We start from the raw sequence: 24,427 nt of genomic DNA on the forward strand, positions 1-24,427 counted from the left end.
ATAAGTCGGGTAATTCAATCCAAGTTTAAATCAAATAAGGAAAGTCTGGTCAAGAACCTGTACGTCCCGTATCAATGGGGGCGGATTATATTCACCGAAAGTAACGGGTTCTTGAGAATCAATTTCGAAAAGCTGAAAATAGGTTTGGACAAAGCTTACCAAGAAGACTTGTTGGTCCAAATCAAAGTTCTCAAAGGAAATTTTTAGGTCATGCTGACCTTGAAGGGTAAAAGTTTCATCATCACAACAGGATTTTTCCATTTCCATGTCCATACCGCAGTCATCGGCATGGGCAAATAAGGAAATATCCATCACTTTCCCCATACAAATATGCTTGTCGACCGTCCACGAAACTGTAGAGGCCAAGACCAAAAGGGCCATTAATGAGGATACTATTTGATGAAAAATCTGTTTCATTCGATTACAAAACTACAAAATATCAACAATTATTGTTTTGCTTAACAGAACTTTATCTGTTTTCAACATGTAAGCTCTCTTTAATTTGTCGTACAAATCCACTATTCAATACATTTGCAAAAAAAAAATCATCTCATGCTAAAATCATTGGAACCCAAGTTACTCGAAATCGTAAAGGATGAAACCAAATCCGTGGATACCCGTTTGGGCGAAATCTGCGAACTTTTACAAACCAATGTGGATTATTACGATTGGGTAGGGTTTTATTTTAAAAATGGGGATAAAGAGGAATTGAAACTGGGACCCTACGCTGGCGAACCGACCGATCATACCATCATACCGTTTGGAAAGGGCATCTGCGGACAAGTGGCCGTGAGCAATGAGAACTTTGTGGTACCCGATGTGGCCGCTCAAGACAATTATATCGCCTGTAGCATTACGGTAAAAGCAGAAATTGTGGTTCCCTTGTTTGTAAACGGTGAAAATGTGGGCCAAATCGATATCGATTCCAATACTCCGGACCCATTTACAGAGGAAGATGAGCGCTTTTTGGAATTCATCAACCAGAAAGTGGCGGAGATTCTGTAAAACTTCTCCCAATTTATTGATAAACCGTGCTGCTTTTTAGCTTCAAAAAAAGTACTTTTGTGCGCTTAATAAATTGATTCTAAGACACAGAAGATGACTGCAAAAAAAGCCGCTGCCGCATTAATTTCAGTATTTCATAAAGATGGGCTCGAACCCATCGTTAAAAAATTGGACGAACTGGGAGTAACCCTTTATTCTACAGGGGGGACCGAAAAATTTATCCGAGATCTTGGTATCGATGTGGTACCTGTTGAAGACGTAACCAGCTACCCATCCATATTGGGTGGCCGTGTAAAAACATTGCACCCTAAGGTTTTTGGAGGCATTTTGAACAGGCAGGACAATGAGAGTGATGTGGCCCAAATGGAGGAATTTGACATTCCACAGTTGGACATTGTGATCGTGGACCTTTACCCTTTTGAAAAAACCGTTGCCAGTGGCGCATCGGAACAAGATATTATCGAAAAAATCGATATCGGTGGTATTTCCTTGATCAGGGCTGCTGCCAAAAACTTCAAGGATGTACTCTGTGTATCTTCCATGGAGGATTACGAAGACTTTTTGAACGTGATTTCCGAAGGCAACGGAACCACCACCTTGGAAGACCGTAAACGTTTTGCCACCAAGGCCTTCAATATTTCATCACATTACGATACCGCCATCTTCAACTATTTCAATCAGAACCATGAAGAAGCCGTATTGAAAATAAGCGAGACCAAGGGTCAGGTATTGCGCTACGGTGAAAACCCACACCAAAAAGGATTCTTCTTTGGTGATTTTGATGCCATGTTCTCCAAACTGCATGGTAAAGAGCTATCCTACAACAATCTTTTGGACGTGGATGCTGCCGTAAATTTGATGGGCGAATTTAAAAATGACGACCCGACCTTTGCCATTCTAAAACACAACAATGCCTGCGGACTGGCCACCCGAAATACCATCCATCAAGCGTATGTGGATGCTCTGGCCGGCGACCCTGTTTCAGCATTTGGCGGTATTCTGATCTCGAATGTTGAAATTGACAAGCCAACGGCCGAGGAAATCCACAAATTGTTCTGCGAAGTGGTCATTGCCCCCAGTTATTCTGATGAAGCATTGGAAATCTTAAAGGGCAAAAAAAATAGAATCATTTTGATTCAAAATGAGGTTGAATTACCAGAGACTTTGGTCAGAACTTGTTTGAACGGTGTTTTGGTCCAGGATAAGGATTCCAAGACCGATTCCAAAGAGGATCTTAACCCTGTAACGGACAAAAAACCGACTCCGGGAGAAATCGAGGATCTGATTTTTGCCTCCAAGTTGTGCAAGCACACCAAAAGTAACACCATTGTTTTGGCCAAGAACAAACAATTGTGTGCAAGTGGTACCGGGCAAACCTCACGTGTTGATGCCCTGAACCAAGCCATCCATAAAGCAAAGTCTTTTGAATTTGATTTGAAAGGTGCCGTTATGGCCAGTGATGCCTTCTTCCCATTCCCTGATTGTGTGGAGATTGCGGACAAAGCAGGCATTAAAAGTGTGATACAACCAGGAGGCTCCATCAAGGACCAATTGAGCATTGATTATTGCAATGAAAATGGATTGGCGATGGTGATGACAGGTACTAGGCATTTTAAACATTAATTTTAGTACTTTAGCCGATAAATTTTACCGTTAATCCGAAATAGACGCTTTTTTTATGGGATTTTTTGATTTCATGACCGAGGAAATAGCTATTGACCTTGGTACTGCAAATACCCTGATCATCCATTTGGACAAAGTGGTTGTTGACAGTCCTTCCATTGTGGCTAGGGACCGCGTATCAGGAAAAATTATCGCGGTGGGCCGCGAAGCCAATATGATGCAGGGTAAGACCCATGAAAACATCAAGACCATACGACCATTGAAAGATGGGGTTATCGCCGATTTTGATGCATCGGAAAAGATGATCAGCATGTTCATCAAAAATATTCCAGCGCTCAAGAAAAAGTGGTTCCCGCCTGCGTTGCGGATGGTCATTTGTATTCCTTCGGGTATTACAGAAGTGGAAATGCGAGCGGTACGTGAGTCTGCGGAACGCGTCAACGGTAAAGAGGTATACCTGATTCATGAGCCCATGGCCGCTGCCATCGGTATTGGTCTTGATATTATGCAGCCGAAAGGAAACATGATCGTGGATATAGGTGGTGGTACCACGGAGATTGCCGTAATCGCACTAGGAGGTATCGTTTGTGACAAGTCCGTAAAAATTGCGGGGGATGTGTTTACCAACGACATCATTTATTATATGCGCACCCAACACAACCTATATGTGGGCGAAAGCACGGCAGAAGCCATCAAAATAGAGATTGGTTCGGCCACAGAGGATCTAAAATCCCCGCCAGAGGATAAATCCATCCAAGGACGTGATCTTTTGACAGGAAAACCAAAACAGGTCCAGGTTTCTTATCGGGAAATTGCCAAGGCCTTGGACAAGAGTATTTTACGAGTAGAGGACGCAGTTATGGAAACCTTGTCCCAAACGCCACCCGAACTTGCCGCCGATATCTACAATACAGGTATTTATTTGGCAGGTGGCGGATCTATGCTTCGAGGATTGGACAGAAGGCTTTCCCTTAAAACCGATTTGCCCGTTTACATTGCCGAAGATCCTTTGAGAGCGGTTGTTCGAGGTACAGGTATTGCGCTTAAAAACTTGGAACGCTATAAAAGTATTTTAATAAAATAGACCTGTAATCCTTACAGTTCTATTACCTTCAAGGAGTTGAAAAACCTTCTTAACGATACGATTGCATGCAACGCATCATCAATTTTATTTTACGGTATCGAAATGCATTTTTGTATGTGTTTTTTGCGTTTATAGCCTTGGTGATGACCATTCGGTCGCACTCCTACCATCAATCCAAATTTTTTAATTCATCACGATGGGTCACGGGCAGTATTTATGGTGCCGGTTCCGATATGTCCTCATATTTCAACTTACAAGAAGAGAACAAAAGATTGGTGGAGGAAAACAAACAGTTACGAAAAATGCTCTTCAACACCCAATATGATAGTATTGAACCCTTGGATTCCACTTTGGCCATCTACCAAGTTCTAGACGCCAAGCTTATCAAAAATAGTTTTACCTCCCCCCGAAACTATGTTTTAATAGACAAAGGAGAAGAAGACGGAGTGCACCAGGATATGGGCGTGATCACCACAGAAGGGATTTTAGGAATCGTGGAAAATGTATCCAACAGTTTTGCCACAGTGCAAAGTGTGCTCAATACCAAATCCAACATCAATGCCAAAATACAAGGTACCGAATACTTTGGCTCTTTGATTTGGGACACAAAAGACTATACCGTTGTCCAGCTCGTTGATATCCCCCGATTGGTTCCCTTGGTTGTGGGGGACACCATTGTTACTGGGGGCATGTCCAGTATTTTTCCAGAAAACGTACCCATCGGAACAATTAAAAAGTATGACCTTAACGATGCCAAGAGTTTTTACAACATTGATGTGCAATTGTTTTCCGATATGGCCAACATCAAAAATGTATACTTGATACAGAACAAGGACAAAGAGGAAATCGAGGAACTAGAATCCAGAACCATAGAATGAACAACACCCTGGTCATAAATATTTTACGTTTTGTGTTGTTGGTCATCACACAGGTGCTGATTTTCAACAACCTGAACTTTTTGGGCTTTATAAATCCTTTTGTTTACGTAGTTTTCTTTTATTGGTATCCTATCAAAGGGAACAGGGCCATTTTTATGCTCACCGCTTTTTTATTGGGACTGGTCATAGATATTTTCTCGGATACACTTGCCCTAAATGCTTTGGCTTCGGTAACCATTGCCTATGCCAGACCAGCGATCATGCGATTTTGTTTCGGGGTAAATTATGATTTCCAGAGTTTCAGTTTTAAGAACACGACCAAGGTGCAGCGGATCACGTTTTTGGCCTTACTTGTACTTTTGCATCACCTGATATTCTTTTCGTTCGAAATTTTAAGTATTGCCCATATCCTATTAATTTTGAAAAAAGTTTTTGCCACAGGTGTTGTAACTTTAATACTTTGTGTATTATTCAGTTCACTTTTTAGTCCAAAAAGCGAATAAAAACGTAGTTTTTATCGTTGGGGTATATATGAGCCCCTAGAATTCAGGTTCATCATGAAAAAATTATTGCTTTCATCGGTTGTTGTACTTATAGGTTTCACCTTTATAGGTAGGCTATCCTATTTACAATTGTTTCGGTTTTCACCCGATCAAATATTGGATGACCCTGCCATAAAAAAAGTATATGACTATCCCGAAAGAGGTTACATCTACGATCGGGATGGCAAGCTATTGGTGGGCAATCAGCCAGCATATGACGTAATGGTGATCCCAAGAGAAGTAAAACCCTTGGATACCTTGGAATTCTGTAGCCTTTTGGGGATAGATAAACCTGAGTTCCTGACCAAAATGGAAAAAGCAAGAAGGTATTCCCCAAGACTGCCTTCGGTTTTGGTGCCTCAGCTTTCCAAAGAAGATTACGCAAAGCTTCAGGAAAAAATGCGCCATTTTACGGGCTTTTATATTCAGAAACGATCATTGCGCTACTACAACACACAAAGTGCGGCTAATGTGCTGGGATATATTAGTGAGGTAAACGAATGGGACCTTAAAAACAACCCCTACTACGTTGCTGGGGAATTAAAGGGACGAACAGGTATTGAACAGCAATATGAAGAAATCCTAAGAGGTCAAAAAGGAGTGAAACATATTCAAAAAGACCGTTTCAACAGGGATATTGGTCCTTACAAAGGCGGTAAACTCGATACACTGCCACAACAGGGCAAAGAAATACACATTACCATTGATAAAACCCTCCAAGAATACGGAGAAAAATTGATGCACGGCAAACGTGGGGGCATTGTGGCCATTGAACCCAAAACCGGTGAGATATTGACTATGATCTCGGGCCCAACCTACGACCCAGCTTTGTTGGTGGGTAGACAACGATCAAAAAATTACAGTAAACTTCATTACGATACCATATCCAAACCTACTTGGGACCGTTCCATTTTAGCACAGCCATCTCCAGGTTCGCCCTTTAAAACTTTAAATGCTCTGGTTGGCCTTCAAGAAGGTGTTATAGATACAAGTACCAAGTTTCGGTGCTATCATGGGTTTTATGTTGGGAATACGCTTCGAGGGTGCCATTGTGGTGGAGGTGTCCGAGATTTGAACTCTGGAATCTATCAATCCTGCAATGCCTATTTCGCAGGGGTTTTTCGTAGGATTTTTGACAAATATGAGACTACGGACGAGGGCATGGATATCTGGGAAAAACACATGAAAAGTTTTGGTCTCGGGGATTATTTGGGCACGGACCTTCCTACCGGCGCACCTGGAAGAATCCCGGATGTTGCCTACTATGATAAATGGTATGGAGATGGCAGATGGGCCGCATCCACCATCATATCCAACGCCATTGGTCAAGGAGAAATAGCGGCCACCCCTTTACAGCTGGCCAATATGACCGCTGCAATTGCCAATCGCGGGTATTTTTATACACCTCATGTGATCAAGAACATTGGTAGCAATGGTGAAATAGACCCTAAATACACGGAGCCTAGGTATACCACTATCGATAGAAAATATTTTGATCCGGTAATTGAGGGCATGACCAATGTATATAACTATGGAACTGCAAGATGGGTTAAAATTCCAGGTATTGAAATCGCAGGAAAAACAGGTACAGTGGAAAACTATATTCGTGTTGATGGAGAACGGATGCAATTGACGGACCACTCCGTTTTTGTCGCCTTCGCCCCTGTTGAAAACCCTCAGATAGCCTTGGCCGTATATATTGAAAACGGGTACTACGGATCACGCTATGCAGGCCATATCGCCTCACTTTTAATTGAAAAATACATTAAAGGAGAGATTACAAGGAAAGATCTGGAAAAGCGCATGTTGGAAAAAACGTTGGAGCACGAGTATGCCAAACCTTATAGTGGTGAACCTTTCGAAATAAACGAGTATGTCTGGTAGAGGGCCTTTTGGAAGGTTGGATTGGATAACCGTAATCCTATATGCCCTTTTGGTATTTATTGGTTGGATCAATATTTATTCCACTTCGGTGGGCGAGGTCAGTACTTCCATTTTTGACTTTTCCACGTTGTATGGCAAACAGCTCTTTTTTATAGGGCTCGCTGCCTTGGGCATTATCTTTGTTTTGTTTGTGGAATCTCAATTTTTTGAGCGCTTTTCCTCCATATTTTATATTGTTTCCATTGTGTTGTTATTGGGCCTGTTTGTTTTTGGAAAGACCATTGCAGGAGCAACTTCGTGGTACGATCTTGGTTTTTTCAACCTTCAACCTTCGGAGTTGGCCAAAGTGGCCACCTCCTTGGCACTTGCTAAATTTTTAAGTGACATACAAACCGATATTCGCACGGGCAAACACCAATTGTATGCATTGGTAATCATCCTGCTTCCTGCCATATTGATTTTACCACAACCCGACCCAGGAAGCTCGCTTATCTATTTTTCCCTGTTCTTTGTGTTGTTCAGAGAAGGGTTTCCCATCTACTATTTGGGTATTCTCATCTTTGCAGTGGTATTGTTCGCCACAACCTTAATGTTCGGTACAGTCTGGGTTGCCATTGGATTGGTCATACTCACCTTATTGATCTACACCTTTAAAAAAGCATCCGTAAAAATTCCTATTCTTCCGGTTCTTGGGGTTATTGCAGTTTCGATACTCTTTTCCCTATCCGTAAATTTTGTGTTCGAAAATGTTTTTGAACAACGCCACAGAGATCGCTTTGCCTTATGGCTGAGTTTGGAAAAGGATGAAGAAAAACTGGACGAAATCCGAAAGACCATCGGTTATAACACCTATCAGTCCGAAAAAGCAATTGAATCGGGAGGATTTACCGGAAAGGGCTTTTTGGAGGGAACACGAACCAAAGGAGATTTTGTTCCCGAGCAACACACCGATTATATTTTTAGCTCGGTGGGTGAAGAATGGGGCTTTTTAGGTACTTCGGCCGTTATACTGTTGTTCTCGTTGTTCTTTTTACGGTTGATATACATCGCCGAGCGGCAAAAAAGTGATTTTAGCCGAATGTACGGCTATGGCGTTATTTCGATATTGGTGTTCCACTACTTCATCAATATTGGAATGGTGATAGGATTGTTGCCCACCATTGGCGTGCCATTACCATTCTTTAGTTACGGTGGTTCAGGACTGATTTTCTTCACGATGTTATTGTTTATCTTTCTAAAACTCGACTCTAACCGATTAAAGGACGGTATTTAGAATTTCCATCCCCGTGCATCCACTTTGGATTCGATTTTTGATTGCCAAGCTTTAGGCTGTTTCTCAAAAAAATCAATACCTGTTTTTTTCTCGATCACATCAATGGAAACCAAAAAATTTTCAAGGGGTTCATCGGTTTCCGAAGCTGGAATCAAGAATGCTACCACCTTGGCACCCTCACCATTGCCTCTTAGCACAATTTTATAAAAAGTCTGGGGTACATCCACACCCTCCTCCCCTATTTCAGCAAGCCCAAACTCCAATACACCGCCGGTTACTACCATTAAATCACCATATTTTTTACACCAAGTGCGTACCTTTTGCTCCAAACGGTTCCAAATACCAGCATTAAAATAGTTGTCCTGTGGACTGATGTTGCTCGTATAAAACGTTTCATTATAGGCCTGTTCCGAAAAGCGTCTGTCACCAGCAGGCACTAAATGTCCCCTATCGTATCCAGAGCCCCTATAATTTCTCCAATCCGCTGATTTGGTCTTCACCTTTGGATCCTCGATAAAATATGGTCGCTCTCTATCGTCGTAGGTCAAATGTTCTTTTTTGAGGATATAGGCCACCCATTCTGCCTGTTCAAATGGTTCGCTATAAGAAAAGGTATAGTAGCTGTGCTCAACAACTTCACCGGTTGTGGAATTGGGCAAGTAGTCAGACTCCATTACATCAGCTTTAGAACTATCGGTACCGGAATAGGTGGCTGGCGTATAAAAGTTTTCGAACAGCCAAAAACCAACAATACAAATAAACATAAGTATTGCATAAATGTTTCTATTCCTCATTCTAGGTTTTGAATTGGTTTGATGGTTCAATTTTGCAAATAAATACATCCTAAAAAAATAAAACTCCTTGGGAATATTTCTATCTTGAAGCAATCGAGCCAAAAAGCAGCCTTTAAAAAGACAATTTACATGATTATAAAACCTGTATTACCGATAAAATATGTTTTTAACGAGATTAAAGTTTCTTTGTTGGTGGTACTGCTCATCGTACTGGTTACCGATATTCCCGTCATCTTTTTTTCGCATCATTACACGGAGATTCCCCTGACCATTCCAACAACCTTGGGAATTGCGATATCCATTCTGATATCTTTTAAAGTGAACCAGTCCTACGATAGGTGGTGGGAAGCCCGAAAAATTTGGGGCGCCATCGTAAACGATTCGCGTACCCTTGTAATGCAATTAAAAATGTACACCGAAACGGACTGCCCTATGATAAAAACCATGGCTCTCCGACAAATTGCCTGGTGCTATTCGCTTGGACAATCTTTACGGGGCCAAGATCCATTTGACAATTTGAAGGGGCTTATCCCAGAGGAAGAGCTTAAAAAATTACTATCACAAAACAATGTGCCTTTGGGGATATTGGATCTTCAGACCGATTCGTTGAAAGAGCTGTACGATGAGGGTAAATTAGATAAGTTTTCCAGGCTTCAACTGGAGGAAACCATGGAACGGTTAACGGCATCCATGGGCAAATGTGAGCGTATCAAAAACACGGTTTTCCCAACAACGTATAGAAAAGGGCTACACTTGGCGATATATCTTTTCGTTATCTTTCTCTCCCTCACAGAACCCTTAAACTTGAGCATTTTTATCGAAGTTCCGGTACTGGTGATTCTGTCCATGGTTTTCTTTTTTCTTGAAAAAGCGGCTTTTAGATTACAGGATCCATTTGAAAACCGTCCTACGGACACGCCCGTAACCTCCATATCGCGGACCATTGATATTAACATAAAGCAACTTATCGGCGAGACAGATCTTCCCAAACCCATTGAACCAAAAGATTTTTATATCATGTAGTATTCTGATCAAACAAAAAAGCCAGCTCCTTTTGAGCTGGCTTTTTTGTTAAAGTTTATAAGGTAATTGACTTATCCTTTTACGCTAGCCAATTCGTCGTTTTCCTTTTTCTTAATATTGTTCTTATGTAGATCTTTTAGCACGTTTACCGCTTCTTCCACATAAATATCACGTGCCAAATCTTTGTGCCATCTATTCCTTTTTTCTCTGAGTACGGAATCTTGAGTAAACAACTCAGTCTCATATTGTAAAGAACCAAAAGATAATTTGGAATCATAATCCTTTAGGCTCTTGAACCTTTCAGATCTTTTTTTAGCTTCCTGCTCTTTGCTCACATAGGAATCATATTTAAGGGAAATCAAATTCTCGTCCTGTTGTTCCTTCAACCATTTTGCATTTTCCTCTATAAGTTTGATCTGCTCATTTTTGGACATACGGTCTTTACTGTTTTTCACAGCTTCGTCCAAATCAATATAACCATCCCATGCCTTGTAATCTGCTGGTGTGATTTTATCCCAACCCAATGGGTTTTGTTGATCGCGCTCACCTAAATCAATATAGCTGTACCTGTCTGGAACCACGATATCACTTTTAACCCCTTCCAACTGGGTTGATCCTCCATTGATTCGGTAGAATTTTTGAGTGGTCAATTTAATGGCACCCAAATCTCCATGCTGATTTCCACGTACAATACCATCCAAAGGAATTACATTTTGAACCGTTCCTTTTCCGAAAGTCTGCTTACTTCCAATAATAACGGCTCTTTTATAATCCTGCATGGCAGCGGCTAAAATTTCAGATGCTGATGCGGACAGCTCGTTCACTAAAATAACCAACGGACCATCCCATTGAATACGTTCGTCCTTATCCTCGTGCACCTCTTTTCTTTGGCCAGAGGAACGTACTTGAACAATAGGGCCATCTTTAATAAACAACCCTGCCATTTCCACAACAGTTTTCAATGATCCCCCTCCATTGTCTCTCAAATCCAAAATAATGCCTTCTGCACCGGCCTCTTTAAGACGCTCCAACTCCTTGGCAACGTCTGTAGCTGCATTTCTTTCGGTATAATCTTCAAAATCCACATAGAACTTTGGAAGATCTATTAATCCATATTTTTGGTTGCCAGCTTCTATTGTAGCCGATTTTGCGTAGGATTCTTCCAATTCAACCACATCTCTGGTAATTGAGACCGTTTCTATGGTTCCGTCCACTTTTCTAACGGTCAATTCAACCACGGTACCCTTTGGGCCTTTGATCAATTTAATGGCATCGTCCAATCGCATACCAACGATATCGATAGGCTCTTCGCCTTTCTGGCCTACTTTAAGAATTTCATCGCCAACTTCGAGAGACTGATCTCTCCAAACAGGTCCTCCTGAAATAATCTCAACGATTTTAGCACCTTCGGGTTTTTTCTGCAATCTGGCACCGATACCTTCAAACTTACCGGACATACCTATATCAAACTTTTCTTTTTCCTCTGGAGCAAAGTAAAACGTATGTGGGTCAAATTCTTCGACAATAGTATTCAAGTACTGCACAAACCAATCTTTGCGTTCCAAATCGTCCACAAAGTCAAAGAATTCATCCAGGGTGTTTTTTGTCACTTCCCTCGCTTCTTCTTCGGTAGCCGCTTTGTCCACGGCACTAGGGATTTGATTAAAGGCTAAAACTGTTTCCGCTTTTTCGTTCGAAGCTTGATCTAGCTCTGAAATCCGGTTATCTATCTTGTTATCAAAAACATTCAGCGTATTGTATTTCAATTGTTTTCTCCAACGCTCTTTAAGTTCGTTTTTGTTGGAGGCAAAATCTTGTTCCGAATAATCGATTTCGATGGTTTCATCCACTGTGTAATCAAAAGGCTTGGAAAGCACTTCTTTGTAAATTTCCTTGGCCTCGTCCATTCGTAACATCAAGCGTTGATATACTGTATTGAAAAATTCGATGTCGGTATTTCTGATCTCATCATCGATCATAAACCTATATTTTTCAAATTCCCGTATATCGCTTTTTAAAAAGTATCTTTTGGTAGGATCTACGATGTCAATGAAATCATCAAAAACATTGGAACTGAATTTATCGTTTACTTCCTTGGGCTCATAATGCCCTCTTTCCAAAACATAAGTGATCAAATCGAGTAGAAGTTTATCCTTGTCGTCATTTCCAAAAGACTTATTGGTAAAACTGCAGGAGGCAACTGCAACAAGAATAACCAAAAGTGCCAAAATAAAGTTCTTTTTCATAATGTGATTTTTCTGGAGCGAAATAATCTGACCTCATACTGTCAAATCTTCATTACGTCATCCGTCGTTTCTAATTGTATGAATTCCCTAATATACAGAAAAAACCGTGCCAGTCCTGAATGCTGGATTTAATTTTTTGTTAAACGCCAAAGGTTTCATATCCTTATGAAAAACGTATTTTTATGCCATTAATTATCCGACATGGAAAAACCGTTGATACTTGTTACCAATGATGACGGCATAACCGCTCCCGGGCTTAGGGCACTTATACGCACCATGAAAGAGCTTGGAGATGTAATTGTAGTGGCTCCCGACAGTCCACAAAGCGGCATGGGACATGCCATTACGGTGGATAGCACTTTGTTTTCCAAAAAGGTGGTAGTAGACCATAAAGAAGGGGCTCCGAGCGAGTACAGTTGCAGTGGAACCCCTGCCGATTGCGTAAAATTGGCACTTCGGGTAATTTTGGATCGCAGACCCGATATTTGTGTAAGCGGTATCAACCATGGGTCAAATTCTTCCATTAATGTGATTTATTCGGGTACCATGAGTGCCGCGATCGAAGCTGGCATTGAAGGTATTCCAGCCATTGGTTTTTCATTGTGCGACTATTCCTGGGATGCCAATTTTGAACCGGCATTGGGACCGATCAAAAATATTGTTTCCGAAGCGTTGACCAACGGGATTCCAAAGGGTACGGTGTTGAATGTGAACATTCCCAAAACCAAAACTGTACCAAAAGGTGTTAAAATATGCAGGCAGGCCCGCGGCAATTGGAAAGAGGAGTTTGATAAACGAACAAGCCCCTCGGGAAAGGATTATTATTGGCTAACGGGAGAATTTGAACTTTTGGACAAAGGCGAAGACACCGACGAATGGGCATTGGCAGAAGGCTATATTTCCGTGGTACCCACTCAATTTGACCTTACGGCACACCATGCCATACCACAAATAAACAACTGGAACTTAAATGAACAATAAGAAAGAAATCATCATAGGATTTATAGTAGGAATCATTGCAAATACCTTTGGCACCTTGCTTTATATTCTGCTATTTTCCGATTTGGGCATTGTTGAAACGTTTAATGCCGCGATAGATCAAGGGCACATTGGCAGCCTATTGGCATTGGGCGCCATATTAAACTTGGTCGCGTTTTTTGGATTTTTACGGATCAAGAGAGACCAACGGGCCAAAGGTGTTATGCTAGCGACTTTGGTAACGGCCCTGGTTATTCTATTGTATAAAGTGATGGCTTAGTTTAGAAGTCTATGAAATATTACATCATAGCTGGTGAAGCATCGGGGGACCTACACGGATCCAATTTGATAAAGGCTCTCAAAAAAGAGGATGCCTCAGCAGAGATTCGTTGTTGGGGTGGTGATTTAATGCAGCAAGCTGGCGGTGAACTGGCCAAACACTACAAGGATATGGCCTTTATGGGTTTTTTGGAAGTGCTGATGAACATTCCCACCATCTTCAAAAACATTTCGTATTGCAAAGAGGATATCCAAAAGTTCAATCCCGATCAGATTATTTTTATTGATTTCTCTGGATTCAACCTAAGAATCGCAAAGTGGGCCAAAGAAAACGGTTTCAAAACCAATTATTACATTTCTCCGCAGATTTGGGCATCAAGGGAAGGTAGGATCAAAAAAATAAAGCGGGACATTGATAACATGTACGTCATCCTTCCTTTCGAAAAGGATTTTTACGAAAACAAACATGGCTACCCTGTAGAGTTTGTTGGGCATCCACTGATCGATGCCATTGAGAACACTCCACTGCAGGATAATGAAACATTCAGAAAAGAAAACGGCCTAGACCCCGAAAAGCCCATCATTGCCCTATTGCCCGGTAGCAGGAAGCAGGAAGTTCAAAAAATGCTGGACGTGATGCTTTCCGTGAAAAAGGATTTTCCCAACTACCAATTTGTAATTGCCGGGGCTCCCAGTCTACCCAATGAGTTTTACACCCCATTCCTTAAAGGGGATAAAGTGGAGTTTGTTACCAACAAAACCTACACCCTTTTAAAGCATTCCCATGCGGCGATGGTTACCAGTGGAACGGCCACTTTGGAAACCGCTCTTTTTGGCATCCCTCAAGTGGTTTGCTACAAAGGAAATTGGATTTCCTATCAAATTGCGAAGCGCATCATCACGCTGGATTATATTTCCCTGGTCAATTTGATCATGAAGAGGGAAGTCGTCAAGGAATTGATTCAGAATGATTTGACTGCAAAAAACCTAAAAGCAGAGCTTACCAAAATTGTGGATGGAGCTGAACGGAATCGCATGTTATCCGACTATAAATTGCTCAAAGAAAAATTGGGCGGGAAGGGCGCCAGTGAAAAGGCCGCCCAATTAATTGTGAAAAATGCGTAGTTTTATCATCCAAGAAAGTAAATCTATTCTTGGATGTTACGAAAAACCATAATCTTACTGTTGCTTTTTACCCTTGCCGCTTGCGGCCCAGGTAAAAAACGACGCACCTACAGCAAGACCCGAACCGTTACGGTAGAGGGGTCCACCACCGACACTTCCCCTAAACGAAAACCCAAAAAAGAGGGGCGTAAAAATGCTAAGGCCAACGAAATTATTTCCACCGCGTTGACTTTTTCAGGAACCCGTTACAAATATGGGGGGACCACAAAAAAGGGCATGGACTGCTCTGGATTGGTCTATGTTTCCTTAAAGGAAAACGACATTATGTTTCCCAGAACATCCTACCAAATGGCCTTGGAAGGTGAAAAAATCAGGGTAACCCATATCGAAAAAGGAGACTTACTGTTTTTTAAAACAAGTAAGACGGGGAGACGCATCAATCATGTGGGTTTGGTGGTCGATGTGGATGGAAACGATATTAAATTTATCCATGCCACAACCTCACGCGGTGTACTGGTATCCTCGTTACGGGAAGGATATTGGAACAGCGCTTTTGTAAAGGCCATGCGCATCCTGTAAGGTGCGTCAACTTAATTTTGTGTCCATAAAACTCACCTTGTGGGTTGCTTTGGGCATTATCATCGGCTTTTATTTTGATGTAGAACCACTTTTACCCCTACTATCGATGCTTGTTTTGATGCCAGCCCTTTTTTGGATCGGCAAAAAGCAGCACAGAACTGGGTTCCCGTATTTTGAAGTGGTAACGTCGCTCATCACCATATGTTTGGGTGTTTTTGTTGTGGGTATATCCATGGGTGGTGGTATGCCCAATCACTACTCAAAATCAGACCTTAAACAGGAAAAAGTTTGGCAATTAAAAATAAGTGAAGTACTCAAGCCCAACACGTTCTCCCATCGATATGTCGCCCAGATCATTACTTCGGACAATGTTCAAGTATCGGGAAAATTACTTTTTAGTCTTTCAGTGGATTCAACAGTAAAACAATTACTGGTGGATGATGAGTTTTTTATCTATGCCCAACCTGAAAGTATTCGTCCACCATTGAATCCACACCAATTTGACTACAAAGATTACCTTTTAAAACAAGGGATCCAACATCAGATCAGAACCAACTATGGCAACATTGTAAAAAAGGAACATGCTTCAAAAACCTTATTTGGTATAGCAAGCAACTTCCGGGAGCATATCATTTCCAAATTAGAGAAAAAAAACTTTGGAACGGAAGAACTGAGTGTTATCCAAGCCTTGCTTTTGGGAAAACGTAACGATATTTCCGAAACCACCTATAACAACTACAAAAATGCGGGAGCTGTCCATATTTTGGCCGTGTCTGGGCTTCATGTTGGAATCATCCTGTTTTTATTGGAGTTTCTTTTGTCCCCATTGGAGGGTTTACCTAAAGGTAAAACCACTAAGCTCATCCTGGTTGTTTTGCTACTTTGGGGCTACGCATTTTTGGCCGGGCTCTCCCCTTCCATTGTTCGTGCGGTGACCATGTTCTCTTTTGTGGCCTACGCACTTTACCTCAACCGGCCAACGAACTCATTCAACATTTTGGCACTTTCCATGTTGTTCATTTTACTGGTAAAACCATTGTTCCTGTTTCAAGTAGGGTTCCAGATGAGTTATGCGGCGGTGTTTGCCATTGTTTGGATCTATCCCAAGTTGCAAAAGTTTTGGTTTCCTGAGCATATCATCCTTCGTAAAATGTGGCAATTGTTATGCGTAAGTGTTGCCGCCCAATTAGGCGTTCTTCCTATGAGTCTGTTCTATTTTCATCAGTTTCCGGCATTGTTTTTTATTTCGAACCTGCTCATAGTTCCTTGTTTAGGATTGATTTTGGGCTTCGGAATCTTGGTCATCCTATTGACTTTGATTGATTACTTGCCCCAATTTATGGTCGATGGTTTCAACTGGATCATTCATCTAATGAATTCCATTGTAGGTTGGGTGGCCCAACAGGAAGGTTTCATCATCAAAAACATTCCTTTTGATTCGGTTCAGTTGCTATTGGGCTATCTTATTATCATTGCCATGGTCCTATTTCTATCCCGACCCCGATGGAAATCAGCTTTGGTTTTCTTTGGAGGTCTGATCCTTTATCAAAGTTGGGTTATCTGGGGGCAATTTCAGGTACATCAAAAGGAAACCATTGTACTGGCACACCGAACAAGAAATACGGTTCTTTTGCATCAATTGGGTGACTCTCTTTCCATTCTTACTTCGGACAGATCCAACATCGGAAACATTGCGGACAACTATGCAGTGGCCGAACGGATTCAAAACGTAGATACAACCGCATTACAAAACAGTTACCGTATTGGGGGCAAAAAACTGTTTGTTGTGGATAGTTTGGGCATCCTTCCTTTGGAAGAACATGTGGATTACCTGTTGCTCACGCAATCTCCCAAACTGAATCTTGAACGACTTCTTGATTCCATCAGTCCCAAAAAAGTAATCGCCGATGGCAGCAATTATCCATCTATGATCAACAAATGGAAAGCAACCTGTGCCCAAAAAGAAATCCCTTTCCACTACACCGGTGAAAAGGGATATTATTCTTTTAAATTTTGAAACTGTTCTTAGTGTACGTTGCCCATCAATCTTTTGATCAAAGGTGAAGCTATGATAACCAAAACCCCAGCTCCTAGAGCGTATTGTGCAATGAGCATAAATCCATCAGTATAAATATTGAGGGTACTAAAACCGCTTATATCGGCATCTGTGCTTTCGATGGCCAATTGCTTACCAATAAAACCGACCACTTGGAATGCAAATGCTGATGACAGGAACCAAACCCCCATCATAAAGGCTACGATCCGTTTTGGTGAAAGGTCTGTGATTTTTGACAGTCCCACGGGTGACATGAACAGTTCCCCTACCGATAACAAGAAATACATCAACAGCAAGTATGTGAACGGAACAAATCCATTTTCGTTGGCACTGGCTCCACTAACGGCCAGTGCATAAAAACTGATACCCGCAAACAAAAGTCCCATCCCAAATTTGTAGGGAGTTCGTGGATTGAGCTTCTTTTTGGACAACCATTGCCACATTAAGGAAATAGGAATAGCCAAAATAATGATCCACATGGAGTTCAAAGAATTTGTCTGAGAAGCTGACATAATTCCCTCCAAGTCCACATTTCGAGCTGCAAAAAGCGTAATTACACTACCTGAAAGCTCATGGAATCCCCAGAAAATGGTCATAAAAAAGGTGATCAGTACCGCTACAAAGAGTTTTTTACGCTCTTCTACTGTAGCTTTAAACATGATGTAGCCCAGATAAAACAAAATGGAAATACCGATCAATTTAAAAATAACGTTTACAATGTTTTGATCCCCGAAAAAAGTTCCCTCTGCCCCCAGTGCCTTGTAGGCAGAAAGCAAATAAGCTATAATCGGAACTGAAGCAAATGCCAAAACTGGCACCAATATGCCTTGTTTCAATCCCAATACCTTCTTTTCAATATTTCCATTTTCTGGAGGAAGCCCTTTGTCTCCGAAAACCCCTTTTTTGATACCGCTCCAAAAAACAATCAGACCCGTAAGCATTCCAATGCCGGCAAGTCCGAATCCATAGTGCCATCCATATTTGGCCGCTAAAAAGCCACAAAGTAAAGGTGCCACCCATCCGCCAATATTGATTCCCATGTAAAAAATGGTGAATCCCGAGTCCTTTTTTGGGTCCCCATCCTTATAAAGCGAACCAACAAATGTTGAAATGTTCGGTTTAAAGAACCCATTTCCCGCTATTATAAGTGAAAGGGCAATAAAAAAAGTTACATGGTTTTCTATAGCCAGAACAAAATGTCCTAAAGACATCAATATCCCTCCAAGAAAAATAGATCGACGCATTCCCAAAATACTATCGGAAATACGACCTCCAATAACTGTTGAAGCGTAAACCAACGAACCATATGAAGAATAAACCGCTGCGGTTGCATAATCTCGTTCCATTAAAGCTGCGAATATTACATCCACCATATAAAGGGTAAGCAACGCTCGCATTCCATAAAAACTGAAACGCTCCCATAACTCTGCAAAAAAGAGGTAAAACAATCCTCTTGGGTGCCCAAATAACTGCTTTTCACTTTCTGGTTTGGATACTTCTGACATAACTGTATTGGTTTAAGTTCTAAAGATTTTCTTTAACGAAATTGGTCATTTTGGTATAAAGGTGCAATCTGGTATTGCCCCCATAGATCCCATGGTTTTTATCCGGGTAAATCGCCCAATCGAACTGCTTATTGGCCTGTACCAAGGCCTCTATCATTCTCATGGTGTTCTGTACGTGCACATTGTCATCTCCCGAACCATGGACCAACAGATACTTTCCTTTTAACAATTCCGGATAATTGAATGGAGAGTTATCATCGTACCCCGTTGGATTTTCCTGTGGCGTTTGCATATAACGCTCCGTGTAAATGGTATCGTAAAAACGCCAAGAGGTCACAGGCGCTACGGCAATGGCCATTTCAAAAGTATCGTTGCCCTTAAGCAAACAGTTGGTGGACATAAAACCTCCATAGCTCCATCCCCAGATTCCGGTTCTGTTTTCATCGATATACGAACGTTCGCTCAATTTTTGAGCGGCTGCAATCTGGTCCTCCACCTCATATTTACCCAACTCTTTTTGAGTCAATTTTTTAAAGTCACGACCTTTTAATCCTGTCCCCCTGCCATCTACACAAGCTACAATGTAACCTTGCGATGCCAAGTGTTGGTGCCAATAATCATTGCTGCCCATCCATCGGTTGGCTACTTGTTGCGAACCTGGACCACTGTATTGGAACATGAAGAGTGGATATTTTTTATTTGGATCAAAATCGGCCGGTTTGATCATATACATATTAAGGTCGTACCCATTTACATTGATGGTGGAGAACTCTTTGGGCGCAATCTCGTATCCATTCAACTTGTCCTGCAAAGCTGAATTGTCCTTGATCTCCTTGACCAATTTACCATTGGAAGCATCGTGCAACGTAAACCTGTAGGGCGTAGTCGCACTTGAATATGTGTTGATGTAATACGTAAAGTCCGTGCTAAAAGCTGCAGCATTGGTTCCTTCTTGGGTCGATAATTCCTTTTTACGTTTTCCTTTGGTGGAAATACTGTAAACACCCCTGTTGATGGAACCATTTTCTACCGACTGATAAAAAATGCGGTCATGTTTTTCGTCATAGCCATAGTAACGGGTCACTTCCCAAGGTCCTTCGGTAATCTGGTTTTTTAGTTTCCCATTGCTGTCATACAAATACAAGTGGTTGTAGCCATCGGCCTCGCTTGTCCATATAAAGCTATCATCATCCAAAAAAGTAAGGTCGTCATCAATGTCCACATAAGCCGCATCGGTTTCTTCCAACAAAACGGTCGCTGAATTATCTTCCGCATTTACCGCATATAGTTTTAAATCGTTTTGATGCCTGTTCAATGTTTGGACACTTAGCGTGTTTGCATCGTGCATCCATTTGATTCTTGGAATGTAGTATGGATCATTCAGGTCAACATTCGAAATAGCTCCGGAAGCAACATCATACATATGTAGGGTAACTACGGAATTCTTCTCCCCAGCTTTGGGGTACTTAAATTCGTATTGATATGGATATAATCCCGTGCCGTAAAAATCCATGGAAAAATGTGGCACTTCCGTCTCATCAAATCTGAGGAAAGCAATTTTTGTTCCATCACTGTTCCATTCAAAAGCACGTACAAATGCAAATTCTTCCTCATATACCCAATCGGTAACCCCGTTAATGATGGTACCCTTGTTACCATCGGTGGTAACTTGTTTGGTGGTTCGTTCGGCCAGGTCCATCACATATAAATTGTTGTCCAGAACATAGGCCACTTTGCCGCCATCAGGAGAAAGGGTCGGTTCTTGGATCTTCGTCTCGGAAATTTTCACCAATTCTTTGGAGGCGATATCATACACGTAGTAAATGCCCAAGCGGGAACGTCTAAATATAGGCTCTACTTCGGTAGCCAAAAGCACCTGTGATTCATCATCACTAAAGGTATAGGACGAAAAATAGGGCACGGCATCGGACGATGCCACAATGGTTTCCGCCTTTTGCAAGGTTTCGTAATCATACTTGTCCAAACTACTGGAACGCGGGGAACGTGTGGTATTTAAAACAGTGTATTGTGTACCATTGTTCATGGATCGTAGGACATCCATGTATTCTGTCCTAAACTCTCCTCCCCAAATTTCTTCAAGGGTTATTTTTTTCTTTTGCGCTGTGGAAAAAGTAACAACTCCCAAAAGGAACAGGAATAGAAAAGATTGTTTGTTCATGAAGTGAAAAAAATTGATTAAAAACTCCCAAGTTTACTAATATTTATCGGAAAAATAAATTTTGATGTTGCGTTTGCAACAAAATTTAACCTTTAAAACACCACTTCGAATTCAAAATAAATACGAGGCTCACCTAAATGGTCAATATCCGTATATTTGAATGCTTTAACCCAGCTTTATGAACACTCCCGTTGAAGGATTTTCCAAACTTACCAAAACCCAAAAAATTGATTGGATAGCCACCAATTGCACCAAGGACCCGAAGGCCACCAAACAACTGTTGGAACAGTATTGGAACACGGACCCCAGAGTGCAGAAACTGCACGATGAGTTTATAGAGAATACCGTATCCAACTACTATTTGCCATTTGCCATAGCACCAAATTTCAGGATTAACGACGAACTCTATGCCATACCCATGGCCATAGAGGAAAGCTCGGTGGTAGCGGCAGCAAGCAAGGCAGCGAAGTTTTGGTTGGAACGCGGTGGTTTTAAAGCCGAGATCATCGGTACCGAAAAAGTAGGGCAGGTACACTTTATATATAAAGGAGATAAAGAAAAGTTTTCCGATTTCTTTGATTCGGCCAAACCAGAATTGCTTAAAAGTGTTGCCACCATTACCCAGAGCATGGAAAAGCGGGGCGGAGGCATCAATGATATTGAATTAAGGGATCTATCGGATAAGATCAAAGGCTACCATCAGCTCCATTGCACTTTTGAGACATTGGATGCCATGGGAGCGAATTTTATCAATTCCTGCTTGGAACAATTTGCCAAAACATTAAAGGAGCTCGCACTTACTTTTGATGGGTTTACCGAGGAAGAAAAAAACATTGAGGTAGTGATGAGCATCTTGTCCAACTATGTGCCCGATTGTTTGGTAAAGGCCGAGGTAAGTTGCCCCATTTCGGAATTGGGCAATGCGGATATGCCTGCCGAGGAATTCGCCGAAAAGTTTGTACAGGCCGTGAACATAGCAAATGTGGAGCCATATAGGGCCGTAACACACAACAAGGGCATTATGAACGGCATTGATGCGGTCGTACTTGCCACGGGAAATGATTTTAGGGCCGTGGAAGCAGGCGTGCACGCCTATGCCGCAAAAGCCGGTCAATATTCCAGCCTCACCCATGCAAAAATAGAAGACGGCATTTTCAAGTTTTGGATCGAGGTGCCCCTTGCTCTTGGAACCGTAGGCGGATTGACCACTTTGCACCCATTGGTAAAACTGGCTTTGGAGATCCTTCAAAATCCATCTGCAAAACAATTGATGCAAATTGTGGCCGTAGCCGGATTGGCCCAGAATTTTGCGGCAGTCCGTAGTTTGGTCACCACGGGGATTCAAAAAGGGCACATGAAAATGCACTTGCTGAACATGTTGAACCAGTTGGGGGCCACAGAAGCCGAAAAGCAACAATTGGTCACCTATTTTAAGGATCAGACCGTAACCAATGCCTCGGTAAAAGAGGCTTTTGAAAGAATTAAATCAAACTAATGGAGAAGGAGTTTTACAGCAACGGCAAGTTATTGTTAACGGGGGAGTATGCCATCTTGGATGGCGCATTGGGCTTGGCCATCCCCACCAGCTATGGACAATCGCTCCATGTAACTCCGACAAAATCGGGTTTTTTGGAATGGACCAGTTTTGATGAAAATGATCAAGTCTGGTTCTCCGCAAAGTTTGACCTCAAAAATTTAAATGTGGTTTCCACTTCGGATGAAAACATGGCCAAGACATTGATGTCCTTACTTTTGGAAGCCAATGCCCAAAACCCATTATTATTAACGGATAGTCATGGTTTCCAGATCGAGACCCACCTTACATTCCCCAAATCTTGGGGCCTTGGAACATCTTCCACCCTTATAAACAATTTGGCACAATGGGCGCGTGTGGATGCCTATCAACTTTTATGGAATGCTTTTGGCGGAAGTGGTTACGATATTGCCTGTGCACAGCACAACTTACCTATCACCTACCAACTCCAAGATGGGGAACCTCATGTTAAGGAAATTGATTTTGCGCCTAGTTTTAAGGACTCGCTCTACTTCGTCCATCTTAATCAAAAACAGAGCAGTAAAGAGGCCATTGCCAACTACAGAGAGCAACAATTTGACAAGCCAAAGTTGGTGAAACAGGTTTCGGACATTACAAGAAAAATGATTTCAGCTTCCACTCTATCCGGTTTTGAATCACTAATGGAAGAGCATGAAAGCTTACTTTCCCATATTTTAAAAATGGATCCCGTAAAGCAGCAACTTTTCCCGGATTATTTTGGAATGATAAAAAGCCTTGGAGCCTGGGGAGGGGATTTTGTAATGGCCACGGGTGATGATCAATCCATTTCCTATTTTAAATCCAAAGGGTACAACACTGTGGTTCCTTATTCAAAAATGGTTTTATAGTCACTTTTAAGGGTCAAAGTAGTCCATATTAAACTCATCCGTAAACTCATATGGGGCATTCATCAATTGGTGAGGCCATAAACCCCCTGTTTTTTGCACTTTGAATCTGGAAGACAAAAATGAAAGCTATGTCGTTCTGGGAATTCACACCTTTACTGAATAAGCGCAAAGCCGGTTTTTTAACCAAAAAGTTACTTTTACTTTTCTCGTTTCACTTTTTCTATACCATCTTTTTGACTGCTTACTATTGGTTAAACTGGAATGAGAGTTTTAAAGCACCCTTTGTTTATGCACAATTAGTTCCTCTGGCTTTAAATGCAACGGTTATTTACTTATTGATTAAGAATCATAAAACCTTGGAAGGAAAGTCCTATCAATTGACGACTCCGAAGAAAAGTGATAAGTATGAAAAAACAGGACTGTCGGAAGCATTTTCAACGGAACTAAAAACCAAGTTGGAAAGTTTGATGGAAAATAAAAAGCTATATCTAAATCACGATATCCGTTTGGATGATATTGCTGAATTATTGAATATTTCAAGACATCACGCCTCACAAGTAATCAACGAAAATTTTAATATGAGTTTCTACGATTTTATAAATGGGTATAGAATTGAAGAAGCTAAGTCAATACTATGTTCCAATTTTGAGAAATCATCAGAGTCCATTTCAGATATTGCTTATCGATGTGGTTTCAACAACAGGGTTTCATTCTACAAAGCATTTAAAAAAATAACCCATACCACCCCAAAAGAATATATTCAAAAAGCTGCATGAAAAGCACCTTCCCTTTGTTAATGTTAATCTTGGTCGGTAAATAAGTAAAGGTTAATAAGCGCTTACAACCTCCGTAATTACTTTCATTTTTTTTGTTCCGCAATCCACAAGGTGGGGCTCTAAATCTTACTTCTTTCCGATTATTAGTTTTCATTGTTTCGGAGGTTTTTTGAATTAGCCTACAAAAGAGATTTA

At 41.4% G+C, this 24,427-nt stretch carries 21 protein-coding genes; 16 read left to right on the plus strand and 5 right to left on the minus strand.

Annotated elements, in window-relative coordinates; all coding sequences use genetic code 11:
- Positions 1 to 30: 30 nt before the first annotated feature.
- Positions 31 to 417, minus strand: a complete 387-nt coding sequence (locus tag J0654_RS15875) for an HYC_CC_PP family protein (RefSeq protein WP_237686029.1) — start codon at positions 415 to 417, stop codon at positions 31 to 33.
- Between the two features lie 135 nt (positions 418 to 552).
- Between J0654_RS15875 and J0654_RS15880 the strand changes: the two genes are divergently transcribed.
- From J0654_RS15880 to rodA, 7 genes are all read left to right on the plus strand, one after another.
- Complete coding sequence (locus J0654_RS15880) at positions 553 to 1,005, plus strand: GAF domain-containing protein (RefSeq protein WP_207030100.1); 453 nt, start codon at positions 553 to 555, stop codon at positions 1,003 to 1,005.
- A 93-nt stretch (positions 1,006 to 1,098) separates the two neighbouring features.
- Positions 1,099 to 2,628 (plus strand): bifunctional phosphoribosylaminoimidazolecarboxamide formyltransferase/IMP cyclohydrolase, encoded by a 1,530-nt coding sequence (gene purH, locus J0654_RS15885; protein ID WP_207030101.1) that lies wholly within the window; start codon positions 1,099 to 1,101, stop codon positions 2,626 to 2,628.
- Between the two features lie 55 nt (positions 2,629 to 2,683).
- Positions 2,684 to 3,712: a rod shape-determining protein gene (locus J0654_RS15890; RefSeq protein WP_207030102.1), complete on the plus strand. Its 1,029-nt coding sequence runs from the start codon at positions 2,684 to 2,686 to the stop codon at positions 3,710 to 3,712.
- A gap of 65 nt (positions 3,713 to 3,777) precedes the next feature.
- Positions 3,778 to 4,590, plus strand: a complete 813-nt coding sequence (mreC, locus tag J0654_RS15895) for a rod shape-determining protein MreC (RefSeq protein ID WP_207030103.1) — start codon at positions 3,778 to 3,780, stop codon at positions 4,588 to 4,590.
- Positions 4,587 to 5,093, plus strand: coding sequence for a rod shape-determining protein MreD (locus tag J0654_RS15900; RefSeq protein ID WP_207030104.1), 507 nt, complete (start codon positions 4,587 to 4,589; stop codon positions 5,091 to 5,093). The genes mreC and J0654_RS15900 overlap by 4 nt, the downstream gene beginning before the upstream one ends.
- 54 nt (positions 5,094 to 5,147) lie before the next feature.
- Positions 5,148 to 7,016 (plus strand): peptidoglycan D,D-transpeptidase FtsI family protein, encoded by a 1,869-nt coding sequence (locus J0654_RS15905; protein WP_207030105.1) that lies wholly within the window; start codon positions 5,148 to 5,150, stop codon positions 7,014 to 7,016.
- Positions 7,006 to 8,289, plus strand: a complete 1,284-nt coding sequence (gene rodA, locus J0654_RS15910) for a rod shape-determining protein RodA (RefSeq protein ID WP_207030106.1) — start codon at positions 7,006 to 7,008, stop codon at positions 8,287 to 8,289. The genes J0654_RS15905 and rodA overlap by 11 nt, the downstream gene beginning before the upstream one ends.
- Here the strand turns inward: rodA and J0654_RS15915 are convergent.
- On the minus strand, positions 8,286 to 9,083 hold the full coding sequence (locus J0654_RS15915; protein WP_207030107.1) for a DNA/RNA non-specific endonuclease: 798 nt from the start codon (positions 9,081 to 9,083) through the stop codon (positions 8,286 to 8,288). The two genes, rodA and J0654_RS15915, sit on opposite strands and share 4 nt — an antisense overlap.
- Before the next feature lie 129 nt (positions 9,084 to 9,212).
- Here J0654_RS15915 and J0654_RS15920 point away from each other — a divergent pair, with 129 nt between their 5' ends.
- Complete coding sequence (locus J0654_RS15920) at positions 9,213 to 10,106, plus strand: bestrophin family protein (RefSeq protein WP_207030108.1); 894 nt, start codon at positions 9,213 to 9,215, stop codon at positions 10,104 to 10,106.
- A gap of 71 nt (positions 10,107 to 10,177) precedes the next feature.
- On the opposite strand, the gene J0654_RS15925 is transcribed toward J0654_RS15920, so the two are convergent.
- Positions 10,178 to 12,352 carry a carboxy terminal-processing peptidase gene (locus J0654_RS15925; protein ID WP_207030109.1) on the minus strand — a complete coding sequence of 725 codons (2,175 nt, stop codon included), beginning with the start codon at positions 12,350 to 12,352 and terminating at the stop codon, positions 10,178 to 10,180.
- A 201-nt stretch (positions 12,353 to 12,553) separates the two neighbouring features.
- Here J0654_RS15925 and surE point away from each other — a divergent pair, with 201 nt between their 5' ends.
- The 5 genes from surE to J0654_RS15950 are packed head-to-tail and all read left to right on the plus strand — an operon-like array spanning position 12,554 to position 17,330.
- The gene (surE, locus tag J0654_RS15930; RefSeq protein WP_207030110.1) at positions 12,554 to 13,333 is read left to right on the plus strand and encodes a 5'/3'-nucleotidase SurE; all 780 of its coding nucleotides are present in this window, start codon (positions 12,554 to 12,556) and stop codon (positions 13,331 to 13,333) included.
- A complete protein-coding gene (locus J0654_RS15935) occupies positions 13,323 to 13,610 on the plus strand; it encodes a hypothetical protein (protein WP_207030111.1) in 288 nt (95 codons plus the stop codon). The genes surE and J0654_RS15935 overlap by 11 nt, the downstream gene beginning before the upstream one ends.
- A gap of 11 nt (positions 13,611 to 13,621) precedes the next feature.
- A complete protein-coding gene (gene lpxB, locus J0654_RS15940; RefSeq protein ID WP_207030112.1) occupies positions 13,622 to 14,734 on the plus strand; it encodes a lipid-A-disaccharide synthase in 1,113 nt (370 codons plus the stop codon).
- Between the two features lie 33 nt (positions 14,735 to 14,767).
- Positions 14,768 to 15,313, plus strand: coding sequence for a C40 family peptidase (locus J0654_RS15945; RefSeq protein ID WP_207030113.1), 546 nt, complete (start codon positions 14,768 to 14,770; stop codon positions 15,311 to 15,313).
- A 19-nt stretch (positions 15,314 to 15,332) separates the two neighbouring features.
- A complete protein-coding gene (locus J0654_RS15950; RefSeq protein ID WP_207030114.1) occupies positions 15,333 to 17,330 on the plus strand; it encodes a ComEC/Rec2 family competence protein in 1,998 nt (665 codons plus the stop codon).
- Between the two features lie 8 nt (positions 17,331 to 17,338).
- Here J0654_RS15950 and J0654_RS15955 read toward each other — a convergent pair whose 3' ends face one another.
- Positions 17,339 to 18,874 (minus strand): peptide MFS transporter, encoded by a 1,536-nt coding sequence (locus tag J0654_RS15955; protein WP_207030115.1) that lies wholly within the window; start codon positions 18,872 to 18,874, stop codon positions 17,339 to 17,341.
- Between the two features lie 19 nt (positions 18,875 to 18,893).
- The gene (locus J0654_RS15960) at positions 18,894 to 21,053 is read right to left on the minus strand and encodes a S9 family peptidase (RefSeq protein WP_207030116.1); all 2,160 of its coding nucleotides are present in this window, start codon (positions 21,051 to 21,053) and stop codon (positions 18,894 to 18,896) included.
- Between the two features lie 178 nt (positions 21,054 to 21,231).
- Here J0654_RS15960 and J0654_RS15965 point away from each other — a divergent pair, with 178 nt between their 5' ends.
- The 3 genes from J0654_RS15965 to J0654_RS15975 all read left to right on the plus strand — a co-directional run bounded on the left by J0654_RS15965 (position 21,232) and on the right by J0654_RS15975 (position 24,232).
- Complete coding sequence (locus J0654_RS15965) at positions 21,232 to 22,548, plus strand: hydroxymethylglutaryl-CoA reductase, degradative (RefSeq protein ID WP_207030117.1); 1,317 nt, start codon at positions 21,232 to 21,234, stop codon at positions 22,546 to 22,548.
- Positions 22,548 to 23,456, plus strand: a complete 909-nt coding sequence (locus tag J0654_RS15970) for a GYDIA family GHMP kinase (RefSeq protein WP_207030118.1) — start codon at positions 22,548 to 22,550, stop codon at positions 23,454 to 23,456. The genes J0654_RS15965 and J0654_RS15970 overlap by 1 nt, the downstream gene beginning before the upstream one ends.
- 128 nt (positions 23,457 to 23,584) lie before the next feature.
- A complete protein-coding gene (locus J0654_RS15975; RefSeq protein WP_207030119.1) occupies positions 23,585 to 24,232 on the plus strand; it encodes a helix-turn-helix domain-containing protein in 648 nt (215 codons plus the stop codon).
- Positions 24,233 to 24,427: the final 195 nt, after the last annotated feature.

The sequence above is a fragment of the Flagellimonas profundi genome (assembly GCF_017313275.1).
GTDB classification, from domain to species: Bacteria; Bacteroidota; Bacteroidia; order Flavobacteriales; family Flavobacteriaceae; genus Flagellimonas; species Flagellimonas profundi.

Coding starts and splice junctions, on each gene's coding strand:
- rodA (WP_207030106.1), top strand. CDS start 7,006: ATGTCTGGTAGAGGGCCTTTTGGAAGGTTGGATTGGATAACCGTAATC.
- surE (WP_207030110.1), top strand. CDS start 12,554: ATGGAAAAACCGTTGATACTTGTTACCAATGATGACGGCATAACCGCT.
- J0654_RS15890 (WP_207030102.1), top strand. CDS start 2,684: ATGGGATTTTTTGATTTCATGACCGAGGAAATAGCTATTGACCTTGGT.
- J0654_RS15945 (WP_207030113.1), top strand. CDS start 14,768: ATGTTACGAAAAACCATAATCTTACTGTTGCTTTTTACCCTTGCCGCT.
- J0654_RS15960 (WP_207030116.1), bottom strand. CDS start 21,053: ATGAACAAACAATCTTTTCTATTCCTGTTCCTTTTGGGAGTTGTTACT.
- J0654_RS15900 (WP_207030104.1), top strand. CDS start 4,587: ATGAACAACACCCTGGTCATAAATATTTTACGTTTTGTGTTGTTGGTC.
- purH (WP_207030101.1), top strand. CDS start 1,099: ATGACTGCAAAAAAAGCCGCTGCCGCATTAATTTCAGTATTTCATAAA.
- mreC (WP_207030103.1), top strand. CDS start 3,778: ATGCAACGCATCATCAATTTTATTTTACGGTATCGAAATGCATTTTTG.
- J0654_RS15955 (WP_207030115.1), bottom strand. CDS start 18,874: ATGTCAGAAGTATCCAAACCAGAAAGTGAAAAGCAGTTATTTGGGCAC.
- J0654_RS15975 (WP_207030119.1), top strand. CDS start 23,585: ATGTCGTTCTGGGAATTCACACCTTTACTGAATAAGCGCAAAGCCGGT.
- J0654_RS15920 (WP_207030108.1), top strand. CDS start 9,213: ATGATTATAAAACCTGTATTACCGATAAAATATGTTTTTAACGAGATT.
- lpxB (WP_207030112.1), top strand. CDS start 13,622: ATGAAATATTACATCATAGCTGGTGAAGCATCGGGGGACCTACACGGA.
- J0654_RS15880 (WP_207030100.1), top strand. CDS start 553: ATGCTAAAATCATTGGAACCCAAGTTACTCGAAATCGTAAAGGATGAA.
- J0654_RS15875 (WP_237686029.1), bottom strand. CDS start 417: ATGAAACAGATTTTTCATCAAATAGTATCCTCATTAATGGCCCTTTTG.
- J0654_RS15970 (WP_207030118.1), top strand. CDS start 22,548: ATGGAGAAGGAGTTTTACAGCAACGGCAAGTTATTGTTAACGGGGGAG.
- J0654_RS15905 (WP_207030105.1), top strand. CDS start 5,148: ATGAAAAAATTATTGCTTTCATCGGTTGTTGTACTTATAGGTTTCACC.
- J0654_RS15915 (WP_207030107.1), bottom strand. CDS start 9,083: ATGAGGAATAGAAACATTTATGCAATACTTATGTTTATTTGTATTGTT.
- J0654_RS15965 (WP_207030117.1), top strand. CDS start 21,232: ATGAACACTCCCGTTGAAGGATTTTCCAAACTTACCAAAACCCAAAAA.
- J0654_RS15935 (WP_207030111.1), top strand. CDS start 13,323: ATGAACAATAAGAAAGAAATCATCATAGGATTTATAGTAGGAATCATT.
- J0654_RS15925 (WP_207030109.1), bottom strand. CDS start 12,352: ATGAAAAAGAACTTTATTTTGGCACTTTTGGTTATTCTTGTTGCAGTT.